The sequence below is a fragment of the Streptomyces ardesiacus genome, from assembly GCF_003112575.1.
Classification (GTDB): Bacteria; Actinomycetota; Actinomycetes; order Streptomycetales; family Streptomycetaceae; genus Streptomyces; species Streptomyces ardesiacus.
In genome coordinates this window covers 376,538-395,166 of record NZ_BEWC01000005.1, presented here as the reverse complement: position 1 = coordinate 395,166, position 18,629 = coordinate 376,538, and the positions used below count along the sequence as shown (strand labels likewise).

Genomic DNA, 18,629 nt, shown 5'->3' with positions numbered 1-18,629 from the left:
GGGGGCGGGGCCGAGGGCTTCGGGTCATGGGCCCGGGCAGCGGGAAGGGCCCGTCGCGTCGGCGACGGGCCCTTCCCGGCAATGGTGCGCGGGTGCCGGGTCTACTTGGTGAAGGCGTAGTTCATCAGCTTCGTGGCGTCCTTGGCGCGCTGCGCCGACGACGAGGAGGCCAGCACCGTGCCGATCACGGTCTTGCCCTTCCGGGTCGCGGCGAAGACCAGGCAGTACTTGGCCTCGGGGCCCGAGCCGGTCTTCACGCCGATCGCGCCGCTGTAACTGCCCAGCAGCGTGTTGGTGTTGGTCCAGGGCGCCATCGTGCGGGTACCGCCCTTCTTGGTCGTCGTCCTCGCCGTGTACTTCTTGGTCTTGACGACGGTGCGGAAGGTGGAGTTCTTCATCGCGTTGCTCGCGAGCTTGGTGAGGTCGCGCGGCGTGGAGTAGTTCTTGCCGTTGCCGATGCCGTCGAAGGAATCGAAGTGCGTGTTCTTCAGGCCGAGGCTCTTGGCGGTCGCGTTCATCTTGCCGATGAACGACTTCACGCGCGCCGCCCGCGTCTTGCCCGTGCCGAACTTGTCGGCCAGGGCGTACGCGGCGTCGCAGCCGGACGGCAGCATCAGGCCGTACAGCAACTGGCGGACCGTCACCTTGTCGCCGACGATCAGGCGGGCGGAGGAGGCGTTCTTCGACACGATGTAGTCGCTGTACGCCATCTGGATCGTGACCTTGGCGTCCAGGTTCAGCTTCGGCTGGGAGAGGACGACCTTGGCAGTCATGATCTTGGTTGTGGAGCCGGTGGAGCGCTTGGTGTCGGCGGCCTTGGTGTAGAGCGACGTGCCGGTCGCGTTGTTCATCACGAAGCCGCCCTTGGCGGCGATCGAGGGCGCGGCGGCGGCCCGCGCGGCGGCGGCCGGGGCGCGCTCGGGTGCGGCGGCCTGTGCGGGTGCGGTGGCGAGGGCCCCGGTGGCCAGGACGGCGCCGCCGGTCAGGGCGACGGCGAAGGCCCTGTGCGGACGGCTGCCCGGAATGGTGTTCATTGAGTTGATTACCCCGATTGTGGTGAAGTCACCTGGAACGCGGCCGAGTTGTGGTCGGTGGAGCTGTGGCCGCGTCAGTGCGACACCCGAAGGGGGCGAAAGGTTGCACGGCGGGGCGGAGGGGGTCCCGGGTTCCCCCCTGGCGAGTGAGCGGGTCGGGGCGGCGTCCGGATGCTGGAACGGATCCGTCTTGTGTCCCTGTTGTATCTATCCTGTCCTCATGACCACGGCAGTGAAGCAACCCCCGGCGGCGGACCGCGTCTACACCCACGTCAAGCAAGGCGTCCTGGAGCGCCGGTACGAGGGCGGGACGCTGCTCACCGAAGGGGAGCTGGCCGAGGCCGTCGGCGTCTCCCGCACGCCGGTGCGCGAGGCGCTGCTCCGGCTGGAGGTCGAGGGGCTGCTGCGGCTCTACCCCAAGAAGGGCGCCCTGGTCCTGCCCGTCTCGGCGCAGGAGATCGCGGACGTGGTGGAGACCCGGCTGCTGGTCGAGGAGCACGCGGCCCGGAAGGCCGTACCCGCCCCGCCCGGGCTGGTCGAACGGCTGGAGGAGCTGCTCGCCCGGCAGAAGGAGCAGGCGGATGCCGGTGACTTCGCCGCCGCCTCCGTCACCGACCGGTGCTTCCACGCGGAGATCGTCCGCAGCGGCGGCAACGAGATCCTCTCCCGCCTCTACGACCAGCTCCGCGACCGCCAGTTGCGCATGGGCGTCGCCGTCATGCACTCCCACCCCGACCGGATCGCCCACACCCTCGCCGAGCACGAGGAGATCCTCGACGCGCTGCGCGCCGGGGACGCGGACGCCGCCGTGCGCGTGGTGGGACGGCACGTGGGCTGGTTCTCGAACCTGGCCCGGGGGGAGGTCCGATGAGCGCGGCCACCTCGGCCGGCCGCGTCCTGCCCGGTGATCCTCCGGGGGGCCGGCGGGCGATCGCCGTGTGGGGCATCGGCGTGGCGGTCTACTTCGTCGCCGTCATCTTCCGCACCTCGCTCGGGGTCGCGGGCCTCGACGCCGCCGACCGCTTCCACGTCAACGCCTCCGCGCTGTCCACCTTCTCCATCCTCCAGCTGCTGGTCTACGCCGGCATGCAGATACCCGTCGGCCTGCTGGTCGACCGGCTCGGCACGAAGAGGGTGCTGGGAATCGGCGTCGTGCTCTTCACGGCCGGGCAGCTCGGCTTCGCCTTCTCCCCCTCGTACGGCATGGCGCTGGCCTCGCGGGCGCTGCTGGGCTGCGGTGACGCGATGACGTTCATCAGCGTGCTGCGGCTGGGCACCCGCTGGTTCCCGGCCCGGCGCGGTCCGATGGTCGCCCAGCTCGCCGGTCTGGCCGGCATGGCGGGCAACCTGGTCTCCACCCTCGTCCTGGCCCGGCTGCTGCACGGCATCGGCTGGACGGCGGCCTTCGCGGGCAGCGCGCTGGCGGGCGTCGTCGTCTTCGTCCTGCTGCTCCTCTTCCTCAAGGACCACCCCGAGGGCCACGAGCCGGAGCCGCTGCCGCACCAGGGAGCCGCCTACGTGCGGCAGCAGATCGCCACGGCCTGGCGCGAGCCGGGGACGCGGCTGGGGCTGTGGGTGCACTTCACCACCCAGTTCCCGGCGATGGTGTTCCTGCTGCTGTGGGGCATGCCGTTCCTGGTCGAGGCACAGGGGCTGTCCCGGGCCACGGCGGGCACGCTGCTCACCCTCGTCGTGCTGTCCAACATGGCGGTCGGCCTGGTATACGGCCAGGTCATCGCCCGGCACCACGCGGCGCGGCTGCCGCTGGCGCTGGGCACGGTGGGTGCGACGGCCGCGCTGTGGGCCGCGACGCTGGTCTACCCGGCCGAGCACGCGCCGATGTGGCTGCTCGTGGTGCTGTGCGCGGTGCTGGGGGCGTGCGGGCCGGCGTCGATGATCGGTTTCGACTTCGCGCGGCCGGCGAATCCGCCGGAGCGGCAGGGGACGGCGTCCGGGATCACCAACATGGGCGGCTTCGTGGCGTCGATGACCACGTTGTTCGCGGTGGGGGTGCTGCTGGACGCGACCGGGGACGACTACGCCGTCGCCTTCTCGTCCGTGTTCGTGCTGCAGGCGCTGGGGGTCTCGCAGATCCTGCGGTTGCGGAAGCGGGCCGCGCGGCGGGAGCGGGAGCGGTTGGTCGTCAGCCGGGTGGAGACGGTGCACGTGCCCGTGTAGGCACCCGGCGCGGGTGCCGGCCCGGCCGGGGGCCGCCGCCCCCAGCCCTCCGCTCCGGCCTGAACGGCCTGGTCCTCGGTCTCCCCAAAGGGGCCATCCCCCAACGGGGGAGCGATCGTCACGGCGTGACGGTGAAATGGTGCAGGATCGCCGTCGCCAGCTCCGGGTCGCCCTCCGTCTTGATGCGGTCCTTCACCGCCTCCGGGGTCACCCGGCCGCAGGCCAGCCGGACGTAGGTCTCCCAGTCGAGGCTGAGGGTGGCGGCGGGGCCGAGGGCCGGGGACGATTCGAGGGTGCCGCGGCCCTGGATGTCGACGCGGACGGTGCGCAGGAACTCGACCGGGCCGTGCACGTCGAAGACGACGGCCGAGCTGCGCGGCGCGTCGGCACGGTCGGCGACGACGGCGGGCAGTTCGCCGAGCAGCACGTCACGGGCGACGTGCGCGCCGGGGGAGTCGAGGTTGCCGGGGCGGCCCAGGGCCGTGCGCAGGTCCTGCTCGTGCGCCCACACGTCGAAGGCGTGCCGGCGCATCGACTCCTCGAGGGTCAGCTCGGTGCCGAGCGGGCCGCGCACCTTCGTGCCGGGGTCCCTTGACTCGTTGCGCAGCTGGCGGTTGCGCCGGATGATCATGTACTCCAGCTCGGAGGTCATCTCCGGTGCGGTGTGGTGGCGGCGGACGTCGACCTGCATCTCCATGTAGCGCTGGTGGTCGCTCGTCACGTGGAAGAGGTCGCGCGGGAGGGCGTGGATGGGGCGCGGGTCGCCGAGCATCTCGGAGTCCAGGCCCAGCACGTGCGAGACGACGTCGCGCACCGACCACCCCGGGCAGGGGGTCCGGCGGTTCCACTCTGCCTCCACAAGCGGCTGGACCAGCTCGGATATCGCCTCGATGGAGTGAGTCCAGGCGTCGGCGTAGGGCTGGAGGGTGGGATGCAGACTCACGGAAACGGGACCCCTCGGCGGTCGGTACACGGGCGGTTGGTGGCGGCGGTGCCAGTGGCGGCGGCGGCAGTCGGCGGGCGTCTTGAGAGGCTAAGTTACGCTGCTGTGCGGCACCCCGGCAGTGCTTTCGTGTGACGATCGTAGGCCCGTGTGGACGGCTCGAATGCCAGGACGGTGGTAGTGTGCGCGCCTCTCTGATCCAAATCGCCGTGAACGAGGACGAAACGGTCGAAGCGCGTCGCCTGCGGGCGGCTGCCCTGGTGCGGGAGCAGGCGGGCGCCGACCTCGTGGTGCTGCCGGAGCTGTGGACCACGGGCGCGTTCGCCTTCGAGGCGTTCGACGCGGCGGCCGAGCCGCTGCGCGGACCGACGTACGAGGCGATGGCCGAGGCGGCGGGCGACGCGGGCGTGTGGCTGCACGCCGGGTCGGTCCCCGAGCGCGGCACGGACGGACGGCTCTACAACACCTCCCTCGTGCTCTCCCCCTCCGGCGATCTGGCCGCCTCCTACCGCAAGATCCACCGCTTCGGCTTCGACAAGGGCGAGGCCGTGCTCATGGGCGCGGGGCGCGAGCCGGTGACGGTCCGGGTGCCGGACACCACCACGCTCGGCGTGGCCACCTGCTACGACCTGCGCTTCCCCGAACTCTTCCGCTCCCTCGTCGACGCCGGTGCCGAGGTCCTCGTCGTCCCGGCGGGCTGGCCCGAGCGCCGCCGGTCCCACTGGACACTCCTGGCCCGGGCACGCGCGGTGGAGAACCAGGCGTTCGTCCTCGCCTGCGGAACGGCCGGGACGCACGCCGGAGTTCCGCAGGCCGGTCACTCGATCGTGGTGGATCCCTGGGGCGAGGTGCTCGCCGAGGCGGGCGCCGGCGAGGAGGTCCTCACGGTGGACCTCGACACGGCCAAGGTGGCGCGGACCCGGGAGCAGTTCCCCGCCCTCAAGGACCGGGTGCTCGGGCTGGAGCCCCCGCGGCGGCAGCGGGAGCGGTAGGGGCGGCAGGGCGGGCGCGGCGCAACACGGCCCGGGGACGCCCGTCACGCCTCCTACACTCCCGCGCATGACATCGACCGGCACCCCTGTCGTCCGTCGCGTCCGGATCCCGGCCGACGGCGCCCACTTCGCGTCGGCGTTCGCGCTCCCGCTCGCCGGGCTGCCGCACCGCACGGCCGAGGAGTGGGCCCGCTCCACCTTCGAGGACACGCCGGCCCTGCTGCGCGAGCTGCTGCGGACCGGCTGGTCGGGCGTGCTGGGCCTGCGGCTGGGACCGCGGTCCTCGGCACGGCACGTGATCGGCTGGCGCACCGTGGAGTGCGGGCCGGAGCTGATCGCCCTGGAGGCCCGCGCCCCGTCGCTGACCGTGCGCAACGTCGTGACGGTCGACGGGACGCGGCTGCTCTGGGCGACGTACGCCACCTTCGCCCGCCGCGGCGGCCGGGCCCGGTGGTCCCTCGCCGCGCCGGTGCACCACCTGGTCGTGCCGCTGCTCCTGGGCCGCGCCGTGCGCCGCACGGCCTGAGGGCCCCTCAGCCGTCCTCCCGCTCCTTCTCCGCCAGGTGGATCACGCACACGGTCAGGGCGATCAGCAGCGCCGGGTCCGCGTCCTCCCGTACGACGTCCACGCCGTAGGTGTCGCGGAGGGTCAGCCAGCGGCGGGAGACGACGGCCAGGAGTTCGCCGTCGTACTCGATGGCGAACTCCCGGTCGAGGATCTTGCCGCTGACGTCCAGTTCGGTGCCGTCGGCCAGGGTGACGCGGTAGTGGTTGCGCAGCAGGGAGAGACGTTTCCGCTTGAGGCGGGCCAGGGGCTCGCCGCCCCGCTCGATCACCATCGTGTCGCGCAGGGCGAACATCTTCTGGTGGATGTCGATGAGCACGCGCCCCTGGGCGTCCTTCAGCTCCCAGGTGTCCCGCAGCCGCAGCGCCTTGCCGTCGACGAGGAAGACCTTGTTGCCGCGGTCGTCCTCGATCCAGTAGTCGTCACCGATGCCGAGGAGCCGGTCGTACACGAGGAATCTCATGCCCTGACCGCTTCCCCGCCGGGCGCCGCGGAACGCGGCCGGTAGGCCGACAGGCTGAGTGCCGGGCCCGGCCGGTTCAGGCGCCGTAGCCGTTCTGGTAGCCGTCCTGCGTGTGGTGGTGGGGCGGTTCCTCCACGACCGGGGTCGTCGGTGGCATCACGACGCGGCGGCGCCGGGCGATGCTGCTGAACGTCGCGACGCCGATCAGGCCGACGACCATGAAGATCACACCGACCAGGTCGAGGTTGACCCCCCGCATGTCCCAGTCGGTCGCGAACGTGAGGATGGCTCCCACGGCGATGAGGATGATGCACCCGCCGAGGCCCATGAGTGTTGCCTCCCTGTCAGATCCGGTCGGTTCCGGGTTTCCGGCCGATCCGGTTCCGTGCGGGTACCCCCGGCTCCAACCCTCATGCCGCGGGGCGGTGTTGTCCGCGCGCCCCTACGGCCGGAGGAAGGCCACCAGCGCGTTGGCCAGCAGGTACGGGTCGTCGGCGCCGCACAACTCCCGGGCGCTGTGCATCGACAGGATGGCCACGCCGATGTCGACGGTGCTGATGCCGTGCCGGGCCGCGGTGATGGGGCCGATGGTGGTGCCGCACGGCATGGAGTTGTTGGAGACGAAGGTCTGGAAGGGGACGTCTGCCTTCTCGCAGGCCGCGGCGAACACCGCGCGGCCCGAACCGTCGGTGGCGTAGCGGTTGTTGACGTTGACCTTGAGGATCGGGCCGCCGCCCGCGCGCGGGTGGTGCGTCGGGTCGTGCCGCTCCGCGTAGTTGGGGTGGACGGCGTGGCCCGTGTCGGAGGACAGGCAGACCGTGCCCGCGAAGGCGCGCGCCCGGTCCTCGTAGGAGCCGCCGCGGGCGAACACCGAGCGCTCCAGCACGCTGCCCAGCAGCGGGCCGTCGGCGCCCGTGTCCGACTGCGAGCCGGTCTCCTCGTGGTCGAAGGCGGCCAGCACGGGGATGTGGGTGAGGTCGCTGCCGGAGGCCGCGACCGCGGCCAGGGCGGCCGTACCGGCGTGCACGGACAGCAGGTTGTCCATCCGCGGGCCCGCCACCAGCTCCCGGTCGCGGCCCAGGTACGCCGGGGGCTCGACGGAGTGCGTCATCAGGTCCCAGCCGGTGACCTCGCCGCGGGACAGGCCCGCCTCGTCCTCCAGGAAGGCGATCAGGTCGCCGTCGCGCACGGTGTCGCCCAGGCCCCAGACGGGCTGGAGGTGGCGCTGCTTGTCGAGCTTGAGGCCGTCCGTGGAGACCGCGCGGTCCATGTGGATGGCGAGCTGCGGGACGCGCAGCAGCGGGCGGTCGACGTTCACCAGGCGGGTGGAGCCGTCGCGCAGCGAGAGCCGGCCGGCCAGGCCCAGGTCGCGGTCGAGCCAGGAGTTCATCAGCGGGCCGCCGTAGATCTCCACGGCGACCTGGCGCCAGCCGTGCGCACCGGTGTCCGGGCGGGGCTTGACGCGCAGGTTGGGGGAGTCGGTGTGGGCGCCGACGATGCGGAAGGGGGTGTGGGCGGCGGCGCCCTCCGGGACGTACCAGGCGATGATCGCGCCGCCGCGCAGCACGTAGCGGCCGCCGCTCGTCCCGTCCCAGGCGTCCGTCTCGGCGACCTGCCGGAAACCGGCCTTCTCCAGGCGCTCGGCGGCGTTCGCCACGGCGTGGTACGGGGTCGGGCTCGCCGACAGGAAGGTCATCAGGTCGTCGGTGTGGCCGCGGTCGAAGCGGGAGGGTGCGCTCATGGGGTTCACCTTAACGACGTACGGGGGCCCGCTCCCCGTGGAGCGGGAGCGGGCCCTCGTCAGGGTGTCCGGAAGGGGTGCGGAGGCCGGGCCGGTCCTAGAACGCGGCCTCGTCCAGCTCCATCAGGTCCAGCTCGACGCCCTGGGCGACCTTGCGGGCCAGGGTGAGGCCGGGCAGGACGTTGGCCGCGAAGAACTTCGCCGCGGCGATCTTGCCGGTGTAGAAGGCCTTGTCCTTGGCGGACGCGGTCGGCAGCTTCTCGGCGGCGACGGCGGCGCCCTTGAGGAGCAGGTAGCCGACGATCACGTCGCCGGAGGCCTGGAGCAGGCGGGTGGTGTTGAGCCCGACCTTGTAGATGTTCTTGACGTCCTGCTCGGTGGCCGCGAGGTCGGTGAGCATCAGGCCGACGATGGCCTCCAGCTCGACGGCGGCCTTGGCCAGGTGCTCGCGGGCGCCGGCCAGCTCCTCGCCGCCGGTGGCCAGTGCCAGGAACTTCTTGATGTCCTCGGCGAGCGAGTTCAGCGCGGCGCCCTGGTTGCGGACGATCTTCCGGAAGAAGAAGTCCTGGCCCTGGATGGCCGTGGTGCCCTCGTACAGGGTGTCGATCTTGGCGTCGCGGATGTACTGCTCGATCGGGTACTCCTGGAGGAACCCGGAGCCGCCGAAGGTCTGCAGGGACTGGGCGAGCTGCTCGTAGGCCTTCTCCGAGCCGTAGCCCTTCACGACCGGCAGGAGCAGGTCGTTGAGGGCGTGCTCGGCCGAGGCGTCCTCGCCGTTCGCCTCCTTGACCTGGATCTCGTCCTGCACGGAGGCGGTGTACATCACCAGGGCGCGCATGCCCTCGGCGTACGCCTTCTGCGTCATCAGCGAGCGGCGCACGTCCGGGTGGTGCGTGATGGTGACCTTGGGGGCCGTCTTGTCCATGAAGTTGGCCAGGTCCGGGCCCTGCACGCGCTCCTTGGCGTACTCCAGGGCGTTGAGGTAGCCCGTGGAGAGGGTGGAGATCGCCTTCGTGCCGACCATCATGCGGGCGAACTCGATGATCCGGAACATCTGGCGGATGCCGTCGTGCTTGTCGCCGATCAGCCAGCCCTTGGCGGGGTGGCGGTCGCCGAAGGTCATCTCGCAGGTGTTGGAGGCCTTCAGGCCCATCTTGTGCTCGACGTTGGTGGCGTAGACGCCGTTGCGCTCGCCCAGCTCGCCGGTCTCGAAGTCGAACTCGTACTTCGGGACGAGGAAGAGGGACAGGCCCTTGGTGCCGGGGCCGGCGCCCTCGGGGCGGGCGAGGACGTAGTGGAGGATGTTCTCCGACATGTCGTGCTCGCCGGACGTGATGAAGCGCTTCACGCCCTCGATGTGCCAGGAGCCGTCCTCCTGCTCGACGGCCTTGGTGCGGCCGGCGCCCACGTCCGAACCGGCGTCCGGCTCGGTGAGGACCATGGTGGAGCCCCACTGCTTCTCGACGGCGATCGAGGCGATGTGCTTCTGGACCTCGTTGCCCTCCTCGAAGAGGATGCCGGCGAACGCCGGGCCGGAGGAGTACATCCACACGGCCGGGTTGGCGCCGAGGATCAGCTCCGCGTAGGCCCAGATCAGGGAGCGCGGCGAGGTGGTGCCGCCGATCTCCTCGGGCAGGCCGAGGCGCCAGTACTCGGAGTCCATGAAGGCCTGGTAGCTCTTCTTGAAGGAGGCCGGGACCGGCGCCGTGTTGGTCTCCGGGTCGAAGACCGGCGGGTTGCGGTCGGCGTCGGCGAAGGACTCGGCCAGCTCGTTCTCGGAGAGGCGGGTCAGCTCCTCCAGCACGCTCTTGGCGGTGTCCGTGTCCATCTCCGCGAACGGGCCCGTGCCGTACACCTTGTCACGGCCGAGCACCTCGAAGAGGTTGAACTCGATGTCCCGGAGATTCGGCTTGTAGTGCCCCATGGCGACGGCTCCGTTGAGAGATCGGCGAGGCACTCGCTCCTCGCATCCGTACACGTACCAACTAGTAGCTCCGATGATGCTACCCGTCGGTAATAAGAAGCAACCCCGAGCCGCCCATCTGTGACTCGTTACTCGTTACTCTGTGCTGCATGTACGGCTACGACCAGACCGCGGGCCAACAGCAGCAGCAGTACGCCCCGCCCCCGCAGCAGCCGATGGGCGGCGGGTACGGCCAGCAGCCGCCGCTGTACCCCGAGCCGTCCCCGCCCTCGCTCGCGGACGCGGTGCGCGCCTTCACCACCGGCCAGATGTCCGCCGAGGACTTCCAGCAGATCTTCGCGACCTCGAAGGTCTACTGCCCGCGCGGCGACAACCCCGGCTTCCTCGCGCTGCACAACACCCAGCAGCCGGTGATCCCGATGTTCACCGGCCTGAAGGAGCTGCGGCGGTACGCGGGCAAGGAGTCGAAGTACTTCGTGATCACCGGCGCCGAGGTGATCGACCTGCTGCCGACCGGCTACGGCTTCGTCCTGGACATGGAGGGCGAGCACCGGATGGTGTTCGACGCGAAGGCCGTCGAACAGATGGTCGATTTCGCCATGCGCCGCATGTACGGGTGACCTGCCGCCGTCGCCGCGAGCCCGGAGGGAATGCCCTCCGGGCTTTCTTCGTTTGAGGTGGCAAGAAGTTCAACGCTCAACTAAAGTGGGGCGCACGCCGCCCGAGGAGGTCGACATGCCCGCAGTGACCGTCGAGAACCCGTTGACGCTGCCCCGCGTATCCGCGCCCGCCGACGCCGTCGCGCGTCCCGTGCTCACCGTCACGACCGCGCCCAGCGGTTTCGAGGGCGAGGGCTTCCCGGTGCGCCGCGCGTTCGCCGGGATCAACTACCGCCACCTCGACCCGTTCATCATGATGGACCAGATGGGCGAGGTGGAGTATCAGCCTGGGGAGCCGAAAGGGACCCCGTGGCATCCCCACCGCGGCTTCGAGACCGTCACCTACATCATCGACGGGATCTTCGACCACCAGGACTCCAACGGTGGCGGCGGCACCATCACCAACGGGGACACCCAGTGGATGACCGCCGGCTCCGGGCTGCTGCACATCGAGGCGCCGCCGGAGTCGCTGGTCATGTCCGGCGGTCTCTTCCACGGCCTGCAGCTGTGGGTGAACCTCCCGGCCAAGGACAAGATGATGGCGCCGCGCTACCAGGACATCCGCGGTGGCAACGTCCAGCTCCTGACCACCCCCGACGGCGGCGCGCTGCTGCGCGTTATCGCCGGTGAGCTGGACGGGCACGAGGGCCCCGGCATCACGCACACGCCGATCACGATGGTCCACGCGACCCTGGCGCCGGGCGCCGAGGTCACCCTGCCCTGGCGGGAGGACTTCAACGGCCTGGCGTACGTCATGGCCGGGCGCGGGTCCGTGGGCGCCGAGCGGCGTCCGATCCACCTGGGCCAGACCGCCGTCTTCGGCGCCGGGGGCTCGCTGACCGTCCGCGCGGACGAGAAGCAGGACTCCCACACCCCGGACCTGGAGGTCGTGCTGCTCGGCGGGCGGCCCATCCGGGAGCCGATGGTCCACTACGGCCCGTTCGTGATGAACACCAAGGACGAGCTGATGCAGGCCTTCGAGGACTTCCAGAAGGGCCGGCTGGGCACGATCCCGGCCGTGCACGGGATGTCGCAGGAGGGCCCCGGCGCCTGACCGGGCGTCACCCGGGCGGGCCGTCCGCGCAGGACAGCCCGCCCGGTGCGTGATCGGGTGGGGGCGTGCAGTTGCTCCCCGGTCCGGTGCGCCGGTTCGCCGCCTGGTGCGCCGTCATCCTGCTCGCCAGCGGTGTCGGCTACGTCGTGATCCGGCTCTGCGTCGAATTCCGCACCGCCGTGACCCCGGCGCTGCTCGCGCTGCTCGGCACCGCCCTGCTCCGGCCGCTGCACCGGCGGCTGGTGAAGGCCCACGTGCAGCGGTCGCTGGCCGCCGGGCTGACCTGCGTCGCCGTGCTGGCCGTGGTCGGCGGGGCCGTGTACATCGTGGTCTCCGCGCTCGTCCGGACCGGCGACGAGATCCTCGCCTCGCTCCGGCACGCGGCCAAGGGCGTCGCCGACCACTTCGGTGCGGCCGGGACCTCGCTGGACGACCTCGCCTCCAACGGGCGCGAACTGCTCGGCAAGTTCGGCGGTACGGCCGCCTCGGGCCTGGTGAGCGGGATCAGCGTGGTCGGCGAGATGATGGCCATGGCCGTCCTCGCCCTGCTGCTCGTCTTCTTCTTCCTGCGCGACTCCGACCGGGCCGTCGGCACGGTGCGCGCCCTCGCCCCGCCCGGCGCCGCCGACACGGTCGAGGCCATGGCCCGGCGGGCGTTCGGGGCGGTCGAGGGCTTCATGCGGGGCACCACCCTGATCGCCCTCATCGACGCGGTCTGCATCACCGTCGGGCTGCTCGTCCTGCGCGTGCCCGGCGCGGTCGGGCTCGGGGCGCTGGTCTTCGTCGGCGCCTACATCCCCTACCTCGGCGCGTTCATCTCCGGTGCCGTCGCGGTGCTGGTGGCGCTCGCCGACCGGGGGTTCGTCATCGCCCTGTGGGCGCTCGGCGTGGTGCTGGCCGTCCAGGTGCTGGAGGGACACGTGCTCCAGCCGATGGTCCAGAGCCGTACCGTCCAGATGCACCCGGCCGTGGTGCTGCTGGCGCTCACCGCGGGCGCCTCGGTGGCGGGCATCCTGGGGATGCTCCTCGCCGTGCCGCTGACCGCGGCGGCGTTCGGGGTCGTGCACGAACTGCAGGGGCGTTACGAGGCCGCGGCCGGCTCCGGTCCGGCCGCCCCGCCCCCGGCAGGGGGCCCGGAGGCGTCGTCCGGGGCCGGGGACTCGTAGATCTCGAACCAGATGCTCTTGCCCTCGCCGCGCGGAGCGACGCCCCACGCGTCCGCGAGCAGTTCGATCAGCATCAGCCCGCGTCCGGAGGACGCCATCTCCCCCGGCCTGCGCTTGTGCGGCAGGTCGTCGCCCTGGTCGGTGACCTCGACCCGGATCCGCCGCTCGCCCGGCTCCCCGACGACCTCGGCGACCAGGAGGGCGTCGGCGTCGGTGTGCACCAGGACGTTGGTCAGCATCTCGGAGAGCAGCAGCACCGCCGCGTCCCGCTGCTCCTCGCCGGGCCAGTCGTGCAGCAGGCCGCGCAGGTGCTCGCGGGCGGCGGCGATCCGCGCCGGCTCGGACTGGGCGACCGACAGCATCGTGCGGCGCACCGGTGCCTGGGCCACGGTGGATTCTCCGCAGCCGCAGCCCTCGCCCTGCCGGCACAGCAGCACCAGCGCGATGTCGTCCTCCCGGCGGTCGGACAGCGGGCCGACGGTGTGGTGCGAGGAGGGTCCGTGCACGGCCTGGACCAGTGCGTCGGCCAGCTCCTCCAGGTCGCCGGTGTGCTCCTCCAGGATCACGCGCAGGCGGTGCCAGCCGCTCTGCAGATCGTGGCCGCCGGTCTCGACCAGGCCGTCCGTGCACAGCATCAGGGTGTCCCCGGGCTCCATGGCGAGCCGCGTCGTCGGGTAGTCGGAGTCCGGATCGATGCCGAGCGGCAGCCCGCCCGCCGTGGCGAGGATCAGCGCCGTGCCGTCCGCCATGCGCACGACCGGGTCCAGATGGCCCGCGCGGGCGCTCTCCACGGTGCCGGTGACGGGGTCGACCTCGGCGTAGTAGCAGGTCGCGAAGCGATGGTCGCCCGGGTCGTCCTCGGCGGCGACGAGGCCGTGGAAGAAGTGGGAGGCGCGGGCGAGGACCGCGTCGGGGCGGTGGCCCTCGGAGGCGTAGGCGCGCAGGGCGATGCGCAACTGCCCCATCAGCCCGGCCGCCCGTACGTCGTGCCCCTGGACGTCGCCGATGACCAGGGCGAAGCGGTCCCCGGGCAGCGGGATCATGTCGTACCAGTCGCCGCCGACCTGGAGGCCGCCGCCGGTGGGGACGTAGCGGGCGGCGACGTCCATGCCGGGGATCCCGGGGCCGAGCATCGGCAGCATGGAGCGCTGCAGCCCCTCGGTCAGCTCCCGCTGGTTCTCGGCGGCGCCCGCCCGGGTCAGGGCCTGGGCCAGCATCCGCGCCACCGTGGTCAGCACGGAGCGCTCGTCGGGCGTGAAGGCGACCGGGTAGGCGAAGGCCGCCAGCCAGGCGCCCATCGTGCGGCCCGACACGGTCAGCGGCAGGTAGGCCCAGGAGCGGCGGCCGAAGCGCTCGGCGAGGGGCCAGGTGAGGGGGTAGCGGGACCGGTACTGCTCGGGGGAGGAGAGGTAGACGGCCCGGCCGGTGCGGACCACCTCGGTGGCCGGGTAGTCGGTGTCCAGGGACATGTCCGTGAACGGGTTGACCTCGTACTCGGGCTGTCCGTGGTGCCCGATGACGGTCAGCCGGTCGCCCGAGACCCCGAACACCGCGAGGCCGTCCGGGGAGAACCCCGGCATCGACAGCCCGGCCGCGACCCGCAGCACCTCCTCGGTGGAACGTGCCTCGGCCAGCGCCCGGCCCGCGTCCAGCAGGAAGGCCTCCCGGGAGCGGCGCCACTCGCCGGTGACCGCGCTGCGCCCGGCGGGGGTGCCCGGCCGGGGCTCGGCGACCTCCTGGAGGGTGCCGGTCAGCACGTAAGCCTTGCGTACGGCGTCGAAGGAGGGCTTGGAGCGGCTGCGTACGACCCGGACGACGTGACCGTGCTCGTCCATGATCCGGATCCGGACCTCGGCGAGGGTGCCCTCGGCGACGGCGAGCTGGACCACTCCGGTGATCTCGTTCCAGTCCACCGGGTGCAGCCGGGCCCGTACCTGTGCCTCGGTGAGGGTCGCCGGTTCGGCGGGCAGGCCGAGCAGGCGGGCGGCCTCTCCGTCGACCCTGACCTGTGCCGTGGCGGTGTCCCAGTGCCACAGTCCGGTCGCGAGGGAGGCGAGGACGTCCCCCACCTCGGGCAGGGGCTCACCAGTACGCATTGCCCCACTTTAAGAAGAGGTGATCGGACGCTGCCACCGCGCGCCGCGGTGGCCGGACGGCCTCGGAGCGATCCCGGGGCCGGGGTCAATGCGGAGGAAGGCAGGTGTGGCTGCCCGGTAGGCTGGGGTTGTTTCACGTGAAACGCGAAACGCCATCCCCGATCCGCGAAGGCTGGATGAACGACGATGCATCGGTACAGGTCCCACACCTGCGGCGAGCTCCGCTCCTCTGACGTCGGCACCGACGTCCGGCTGAGTGGCTGGCTGCACAATCGGCGCGACCTGGGCGGCATCCTCTTCATCGATCTGCGCGATCACTACGGCATCACGCAGCTCGTCGCCCGTCCGGGCACCGAGGCGTACGAGGCGCTGGACAGGCTGACCAAGGAATCGACCGTTCGGGTCGACGGCAAGGTCGTCTCCCGCGGCGCCGAGAACATCAACCCCGACCTGCCCACCGGCGAGGTCGAGGTCGAGGTCGGCGAGGTCGAGCTGCTCGGCGCCGCCCAGCCGCTGCCCTTCACCATCAACACCGAGGACGGGGTCAACGAGGAGCGGCGCCTGGAGTACCGCTTCCTGGACCTGCGCCGCGAGCGCATGCACCGCAACATCATGCTGCGCACGTCGGTCATCTCCGCGATCCGCAGCAAGATGGTCGCCCTCGGCTTCAACGAGATGGCGACGCCCATCCTCACCGCCACCTCCCCCGAGGGTGCCCGCGACTTCGTCGTGCCCTCCCGCCTGCACGCCGGCCGCTTCTACGCGCTGCCGCAGGCGCCGCAGCAGTTCAAGCAGCTGCTGATGATCTCGGGCTTCGACCGGTACTTCCAGATCGCGCCCTGCTTCCGCGACGAGGACGCCCGCGCCGACCGCTCGCCGGGCGAGTTCTACCAGCTCGACGTGGAGATGAGCTTCGTCGAGCAGGAGGACGTCTTCCGGCCCATCGAGCAGCTCATGACGGAGCTGTTCGAGGAGTTCGGCAACGGCCGCCACGTGACCTCGCCGTTCCCGCGCATCCCCTTCCGCGAGGCGATGCTGAAGTACGGCTCCGACAAGCCGGACCTGCGCGCCAAGCTGGAGCTCGTCGACATCACCGACGTCTTCGAGGGCTCGGAGTTCAAGGCCTTCGCCGGCAAGCACGTGCGCGCGCTGCCCGTCCCGGACGTCGCCGCCCAGCCCCGCAAGTTCTTCGACCAGCTCGGCGACTACGCCGTCGTGCAGGGCGCCAAGGGCCTGGCCTGGGTCCGCGTCGGCGAGGACGGCAAGCTGACCGGCCCGATCGCGAAGTTCCTCACCGAGGAGAACGTCGCGGAGCTGACCAAGCGGCTCTCGCTGGCCCCCGGCCACGCGGTGTTCTTCGGCGCGGGCGAGTTCGACGAGGTCTCCCGGATCATGGGGGCGGTCCGCGTCGAGGCCGCCCAGCGTGCCGGGCACTTCGAGGAGAACGTCTTCCGGTTCTGCTGGATCGTCGACTTCCCGATGTACGAGAAGGACGAGGAGACGGGGAAGATCGACTTCTCCCACAACCCGTTCTCGATGCCGCAGGGCGGCATGGACGCCCTGGAGAACCAGGACCCGCTGGACATCCTCGCCTGGCAGTACGACATCGTCTGCAACGGCGTCGAGCTGTCCTCCGGCGCGATCCGGAACCACGAGCCGGAGATCATGCTCAAGGCCTTCGAGATCGCGGGCTACGACGCGGAGACCGTCGAGCGCGAGTTCGCCGGCATGCTGCGCGCCTTCCGCTTCGGCGCCCCGCCGCACGGCGGCATCGCCCCCGGCGTCGACCGCATCGTGATGCTGCTGGCCGACGAGCCCAACATCCGCGAGACCATCTCCTTCCCGCTCAACGGCAACGCCCAGGACCTGATGATGGGCGCCCCGACCGAGCTGGACGAGACCCGGCTGAGGGAACTCCACCTGACGGTGCGCAAGCCGCAGCCGAAGTAACGGACTCGGGTACGAGAAGGGCCCCGCACCGGGATCGACCGGTGCGGGGCCCTTGCCGTCGCTCGTGCGCGGTCAGGCCGCCGGACGCCGGGAGACGGTCGTGTCCCGGGCCGCGTCGGAGGCCTGCCGGTGGGCGGCCGAGCCGCCCCGGGTGTCCTTGAGGGTCTGGCACACCATGCCGACCGCGCCCAGGAGGACGACGAATCCGGTGAGGACCAGCGCGACCACCACGTCACGGCTCCCGGGCAGCTGTCCGTAGCGGTAGGCGGCGGTGAAGACGGCGATGGCGGTCATCGCCGTCCAGAAGCCCGGCGTGCGCAGCCGCTGCCGGACGTGGGCCGGGAGCACCGGCACGGGGATGTTCAGCTTGCGGATCCAGTGCGGCTGCTGGACCCGCTGCGGCAGCGGGGTGACGTTGGTGTCGTCGGTGGGGTTCATGCGACCGTCCTTCGCACGGGTGGGGGCGGTGGGGGTACTGCGCCGCGCCCGCCGGTGACGCCTGAAGTGCCGGCGCGGCACCGGCGGGCGGGGGTCAGCGGGCGGCAAGCGGGACACGGCCCAGGTGCTGGGCGAGGTTCTTGGCGTTGATCTCGTACCGTCCCAGCACCAGGCCGGGGATGTCGGTCCCCTTGCTCAGGGAGGAGGCCAGCAGCCCGGTGCACTGCCAGGGCGCGAGGACGGTACCGCCCTCGGTGAGGGGGCGGACGAAGAAGCCGTGCGCGGCCGCCACCAGCACCACGGCGGACTGCAGGACGTGCCCTCCGTGGTAGACGGCGAGCGGAATGTGGCCCCCGATCAGCGCCTCGGTGATGGCCGAGGCGGTGTCGTCGGCGAACTGGGCGTGCGCGCCGAGCTGTTCGGGCAGGGGCGAGGGGACACGCAGCTCTTTCGGCAGGATGACGTACCCCGGTGCCACGGGATGGTGGACGTCGTCCTCGGTGCGCATCTTCCAGTCGCCCTCGGGCAGCAGCAGCCGGTAGGCGTCGGAGCAGTCGGCCGCCATGGCCTGGCGGGCGGTGGCGACGGCTGCCGCGATCGGCTCCCCCGGGGCCTTGGCCAGGATGGACAGGGAGGCGGCCCAGGGATGGCCGGTGACCAGGAGGTCCTGCAGCGAACCGCACAGGGCGATCGACACGAAGGCCCGCTTCTTCTCGATGCACGTGCGGATCTGCTCGAGGCGCGTGGCGGGGTCGCCGTGCGGACCGATGATGTCGAGCGCGTCGGTGTCGAGGTCCGTGCGCTCCCACAGCGTTCCGCGTACGGCCGAGGAGATGTCGGTGAGGGCGTTGACCGTCATCTCCCGCCAGAACGCGCGGGCCCGCGGCACCCCGGCGACCGGAGGGGCGGGACGCGGACGCGTCCGGTCGTGGAGGAGGGCGAGCTTCTCACTGGGGGACTGCGGCTGGGGCAGGACGTGGCGCGACTGGTCGACGTCGAGGTCGCGGACGAGGTGGGAGGATCCGCCGGCGATGGCCCGCACCGCCTCCTCGGCGGTGGCGCGCGCCAGCTCCGCCGAGATCCTGGGCGTCGGCGGTACGCCGCCGCTCTCAGAACCGCCGTGAGACTTCACCGGTACCTCCTGGCTCTCAAGCTTCCGGGGTCTGCCCGTCAGACTACACGCGTCGCGAACTACAGAGAGGTGACACGGCGCGTAGTTCTCAAGTTATTACTACCACCGCACCTATTGCTCCTGACGAGGGACGACGAGAGGTTCCGGGTCCGCGGGAGCCCGCCCGTCCGTATCCAAGTGGGGTGAACGTCGTTTGACGAGAGAGGACTTCGGGGAGTTACTCAGTCGATGCGCATTGTTGTGAGAGTGAGGTAACTACGAGATACTCGCACCACAGCACTACAGAACGACTAG

The 18,629-nt window shown here is 71.4% G+C and carries 17 protein-coding genes; 8 read left to right on the top strand and 9 right to left on the bottom strand.

Annotated elements, in window-relative coordinates:
* Positions 1-101 precede the first annotated feature (101 nt).
* A complete protein-coding gene (locus tag Sdi02f_RS18370) occupies positions 102-1,034 on the bottom strand; it encodes a D-alanyl-D-alanine carboxypeptidase family protein (RefSeq protein ID WP_055467954.1) in 933 nt (310 codons plus the stop codon).
* Between the two features lie 220 nt (positions 1,035-1,254).
* Here Sdi02f_RS18370 and Sdi02f_RS18365 point away from each other — a divergent pair, with 220 nt between their 5' ends.
* Positions 1,255-1,905 carry a GntR family transcriptional regulator gene (locus tag Sdi02f_RS18365; RefSeq protein ID WP_030401539.1) on the top strand — a complete coding sequence of 217 codons (651 nt, stop codon included), beginning with the start codon at positions 1,255-1,257 and terminating at the stop codon, positions 1,903-1,905.
* Positions 1,902-3,212, top strand: a complete 1,311-nt coding sequence (locus tag Sdi02f_RS18360; protein WP_030401538.1) for an MFS transporter — start codon at positions 1,902-1,904, stop codon at positions 3,210-3,212. Before Sdi02f_RS18365 ends, Sdi02f_RS18360 begins: the two co-directional genes overlap by 4 nt.
* Before the next feature lie 118 nt (positions 3,213-3,330).
* On the opposite strand, the gene Sdi02f_RS18355 is transcribed toward Sdi02f_RS18360, so the two are convergent.
* On the bottom strand, positions 3,331-4,155 hold the full coding sequence (locus tag Sdi02f_RS18355) for a maleylpyruvate isomerase family mycothiol-dependent enzyme (RefSeq protein ID WP_030401537.1): 825 nt from the start codon (positions 4,153-4,155) through the stop codon (positions 3,331-3,333).
* 182 nt (positions 4,156-4,337) lie between these two features.
* On the opposite strand from Sdi02f_RS18355, the gene Sdi02f_RS18350 reads away from it, so the two are divergent.
* Together Sdi02f_RS18350 and Sdi02f_RS18345 are read left to right on the top strand one after the other, a co-directional pair.
* On the top strand, positions 4,338-5,147 hold the full coding sequence (locus tag Sdi02f_RS18350) for a carbon-nitrogen family hydrolase (protein WP_031085779.1): 810 nt from the start codon (positions 4,338-4,340) through the stop codon (positions 5,145-5,147).
* A 67-nt stretch (positions 5,148-5,214) separates the two neighbouring features.
* Complete coding sequence (locus tag Sdi02f_RS18345; RefSeq protein WP_030401535.1) at positions 5,215-5,673, top strand: DUF2867 domain-containing protein; 459 nt, start codon at positions 5,215-5,217, stop codon at positions 5,671-5,673.
* 7 nt (positions 5,674-5,680) lie between these two features.
* On the opposite strand, the gene Sdi02f_RS18340 is transcribed toward Sdi02f_RS18345, so the two are convergent.
* The 4 genes from Sdi02f_RS18340 to Sdi02f_RS18325 all read right to left on the bottom strand — a co-directional run bounded on the left by Sdi02f_RS18340 (position 5,681) and on the right by Sdi02f_RS18325 (position 9,840).
* Positions 5,681-6,175 (bottom strand): LURP-one-related/scramblase family protein, encoded by a 495-nt coding sequence (locus tag Sdi02f_RS18340; RefSeq protein ID WP_030401534.1) that lies wholly within the window; start codon positions 6,173-6,175, stop codon positions 5,681-5,683.
* A 76-nt stretch (positions 6,176-6,251) separates the two neighbouring features.
* Positions 6,252-6,503: a DUF6458 family protein gene (locus tag Sdi02f_RS18335; RefSeq protein WP_030401533.1), complete on the bottom strand. Its 252-nt coding sequence runs from the start codon at positions 6,501-6,503 to the stop codon at positions 6,252-6,254.
* A gap of 114 nt (positions 6,504-6,617) precedes the next feature.
* Positions 6,618-7,916, bottom strand: a complete 1,299-nt coding sequence (locus Sdi02f_RS18330) for a M18 family aminopeptidase (protein WP_108933672.1) — start codon at positions 7,914-7,916, stop codon at positions 6,618-6,620.
* A gap of 97 nt (positions 7,917-8,013) precedes the next feature.
* Positions 8,014-9,840: an acyl-CoA dehydrogenase gene (locus Sdi02f_RS18325; protein WP_030401531.1), complete on the bottom strand. Its 1,827-nt coding sequence runs from the start codon at positions 9,838-9,840 to the stop codon at positions 8,014-8,016.
* 149 nt (positions 9,841-9,989) lie between these two features.
* Between Sdi02f_RS18325 and Sdi02f_RS18320 the strand changes: the two genes are divergently transcribed.
* The 3 genes from Sdi02f_RS18320 (at position 9,990) to Sdi02f_RS18310 (ending at position 12,719) form a co-directional block, all read left to right on the top strand.
* Entirely contained in the window at positions 9,990-10,460 is a 471-nt protein-coding gene (locus tag Sdi02f_RS18320; RefSeq protein ID WP_003975142.1) for an SseB family protein, read from the top strand.
* A gap of 115 nt (positions 10,461-10,575) precedes the next feature.
* Positions 10,576-11,553: a pirin family protein gene (locus tag Sdi02f_RS18315; RefSeq protein WP_108933772.1), complete on the top strand. Its 978-nt coding sequence runs from the start codon at positions 10,576-10,578 to the stop codon at positions 11,551-11,553.
* A 65-nt stretch (positions 11,554-11,618) separates the two neighbouring features.
* Positions 11,619-12,719, top strand: a complete 1,101-nt coding sequence (locus Sdi02f_RS18310; protein ID WP_030401529.1) for an AI-2E family transporter — start codon at positions 11,619-11,621, stop codon at positions 12,717-12,719.
* On the opposite strand, the gene Sdi02f_RS18305 is transcribed toward Sdi02f_RS18310, so the two are convergent.
* Positions 12,635-14,815 (bottom strand): SpoIIE family protein phosphatase, encoded by a 2,181-nt coding sequence (locus tag Sdi02f_RS18305; RefSeq protein ID WP_030401528.1) that lies wholly within the window; start codon positions 14,813-14,815, stop codon positions 12,635-12,637. The genes Sdi02f_RS18310 and Sdi02f_RS18305 overlap by 85 nt on opposite strands.
* A 186-nt stretch (positions 14,816-15,001) precedes the next feature.
* Between Sdi02f_RS18305 and aspS the strand changes: the two genes are divergently transcribed.
* Complete coding sequence (gene aspS / locus Sdi02f_RS18300; RefSeq protein WP_108933671.1) at positions 15,002-16,765, top strand: aspartate--tRNA ligase; 1,764 nt, start codon at positions 15,002-15,004, stop codon at positions 16,763-16,765.
* 72 nt (positions 16,766-16,837) lie between these two features.
* Here aspS and Sdi02f_RS18295 read toward each other — a convergent pair whose 3' ends face one another.
* Together Sdi02f_RS18295 and Sdi02f_RS18290 are read right to left on the bottom strand one after the other, a co-directional pair.
* The gene (locus tag Sdi02f_RS18295) at positions 16,838-17,203 is read right to left on the bottom strand and encodes a hypothetical protein (RefSeq protein WP_108933670.1); all 366 of its coding nucleotides are present in this window, start codon (positions 17,201-17,203) and stop codon (positions 16,838-16,840) included.
* 94 nt (positions 17,204-17,297) lie between these two features.
* A complete protein-coding gene (locus tag Sdi02f_RS18290) occupies positions 17,298-18,335 on the bottom strand; it encodes a hypothetical protein (RefSeq protein WP_108933669.1) in 1,038 nt (345 codons plus the stop codon).
* Between the last annotated feature and the right edge of the window lie 294 nt (positions 18,336-18,629).

Coding starts and splice junctions, on each gene's coding strand:
- Sdi02f_RS18340 (WP_030401534.1), bottom strand. CDS start 6,175: ATGAGATTCCTCGTGTACGACCGGCTCCTCGGCATCGGTGACGACTAC.
- aspS (WP_108933671.1), top strand. CDS start 15,002: ATGCATCGGTACAGGTCCCACACCTGCGGCGAGCTCCGCTCCTCTGAC.
- Sdi02f_RS18360 (WP_030401538.1), top strand. CDS start 1,902: ATGAGCGCGGCCACCTCGGCCGGCCGCGTCCTGCCCGGTGATCCTCCG.
- Sdi02f_RS18315 (WP_108933772.1), top strand. CDS start 10,576: ATGCCCGCAGTGACCGTCGAGAACCCGTTGACGCTGCCCCGCGTATCC.
- Sdi02f_RS18320 (WP_003975142.1), top strand. CDS start 9,990: ATGTACGGCTACGACCAGACCGCGGGCCAACAGCAGCAGCAGTACGCC.
- Sdi02f_RS18325 (WP_030401531.1), bottom strand. CDS start 9,840: ATGGGGCACTACAAGCCGAATCTCCGGGACATCGAGTTCAACCTCTTC.
- Sdi02f_RS18305 (WP_030401528.1), bottom strand. CDS start 14,815: ATGCGTACTGGTGAGCCCCTGCCCGAGGTGGGGGACGTCCTCGCCTCC.
- Sdi02f_RS18335 (WP_030401533.1), bottom strand. CDS start 6,503: ATGGGCCTCGGCGGGTGCATCATCCTCATCGCCGTGGGAGCCATCCTC.
- Sdi02f_RS18370 (WP_055467954.1), bottom strand. CDS start 1,034: ATGAACACCATTCCGGGCAGCCGTCCGCACAGGGCCTTCGCCGTCGCC.
- Sdi02f_RS18330 (WP_108933672.1), bottom strand. CDS start 7,916: ATGAGCGCACCCTCCCGCTTCGACCGCGGCCACACCGACGACCTGATG.
- Sdi02f_RS18365 (WP_030401539.1), top strand. CDS start 1,255: ATGACCACGGCAGTGAAGCAACCCCCGGCGGCGGACCGCGTCTACACC.
- Sdi02f_RS18345 (WP_030401535.1), top strand. CDS start 5,215: ATGACATCGACCGGCACCCCTGTCGTCCGTCGCGTCCGGATCCCGGCC.
- Sdi02f_RS18295 (WP_108933670.1), bottom strand. CDS start 17,203: ATGAACCCCACCGACGACACCAACGTCACCCCGCTGCCGCAGCGGGTC.